Origin of the sequence: Laspinema olomoucense D3b (assembly GCF_025370785.1) — a bacterium.
Lineage (GTDB): Bacteria > Cyanobacteriota > Cyanobacteriia > Cyanobacteriales > Laspinemataceae > Laspinema > Laspinema olomoucense.
Genome location: NZ_JAMXFA010000022.1, coordinates 1 through 1,211 on the forward strand (window position 1 = coordinate 1; position 1,211 = coordinate 1,211).

The following is a 1,211-nucleotide window of genomic DNA, read 5'->3' on the forward strand; positions in this document are numbered from 1 at the left end:
CCCAGACGGCTGTGCTCTAACTCTATAATTTCTCCTTGTCAAGTACAATTTATACCAAATTAGATGAGCTTACCCTGCAACTGTTGTTTCAAAAAGTTACGAAAACATCCTAAGTTCTGGGGCATAAATTGAGAAAGATAGAACCCCTCTGACTCCCTACAACTCCTAATTCCAGCAACGGCTATATATAAAAAATGGAGACTAAAAACCGGGTTTAACTTACCCGGTTTTTAGTTTAGGGAAACCCATCACTTAATATTCATAAGGATTTCGGGGTTCGGGAATTTCTTCAATTGAATTCGCCACTATCGTCAATTGACGGCGATTTTCCAAAGTTTCCGTACTCATTTCCCCTTGGATTTCTAACCAAGTATCAGGCGGATAGGCGGCGCGACTTTGGGATAATTTCACCGGCAGCCCGACGGGATAGGCATCTGCCGCACAACAGGTAATCACAAAGCGAGAAATTAAGAAGTATTCCTCGGGCAAGTCCGGGAGATGAATGACAAACCCTTGAACATTGACCCGTTGTCCGGTGTAAGCATCGGGTTCGGGATAAACTGTTAATGTGCGTACCCAGTCAATCAGCGATCGCTCCTCGGGTTTTCTGGCGGTGCGAAACGCTTGGGGTTGGGATTGGGTGACGGGTAAAAAATCGTTGACATTCCGCATCATTGCCTTATCGCTGGCAAAGACTCTCGGACTGATTAGGAAACCCAGGATCGCCGTGACTAAGAGTAATGTCGCACTCCATCCCGGAGGAAACAGGGTAATATGCTGCATCTCGGGGGTTGCGGTGCTCCCCCTTCGATTCCGGGCCCGTCGCGATCGCCATTGTTGATGGAGCAATTGAGCACCCTTATAACAGGCAAGCAGAATCAAGAACACCCCAGTGCCGTTAGTGAGGGCAAAGAAATTGGGGTGAATTAGGATATTTAATTCCCCACTCACCCAATATTTGAGGAGTAATACACCCCACGCGAAGACGGCGAGGACTTCAATCCAAGGTCCCCAGGTCGAAAATCGGAATAGTTTGGGAGATTGAACAGCCATATTAGATTATGAAGGTTTCCAGTTGCAAGAGGAACGCGATCGGCAAGGGAGGGAGAGCAGCTTACAAGAGTAGGTTTTTGATCTCGTAAATTTTTCAACAAGTTTTGGGTTCTTATAGCCCTCCCCTTGGCAAGGGGAGGGTTGGGTGGGGTTCTTAT

Annotated in this window: 1 protein-coding gene; it reads right to left on the reverse strand. The window is 47.2% G+C overall.

From position 1 onward, the window contains the following. Nucleotides 1-252: 252 nt before the first annotated feature. On the reverse strand, nucleotides 253-1,053 hold the full coding sequence (locus tag NG792_RS16755) for a TIGR03943 family putative permease subunit (protein WP_261236137.1): 801 nt from the start codon (nucleotides 1,051-1,053) through the stop codon (nucleotides 253-255). Between the last annotated feature and the right edge of the window lie 158 nt (nucleotides 1,054-1,211).

What these genes read in the sequence shown, in the direction of transcription:
- NG792_RS16755 (WP_261236137.1), bottom strand. Translation starts at nt 1,053, where the DNA reads ATGGCTGTTCAATCTCCCAAACTATTCCGATTTTCGACCTGGGGACCT.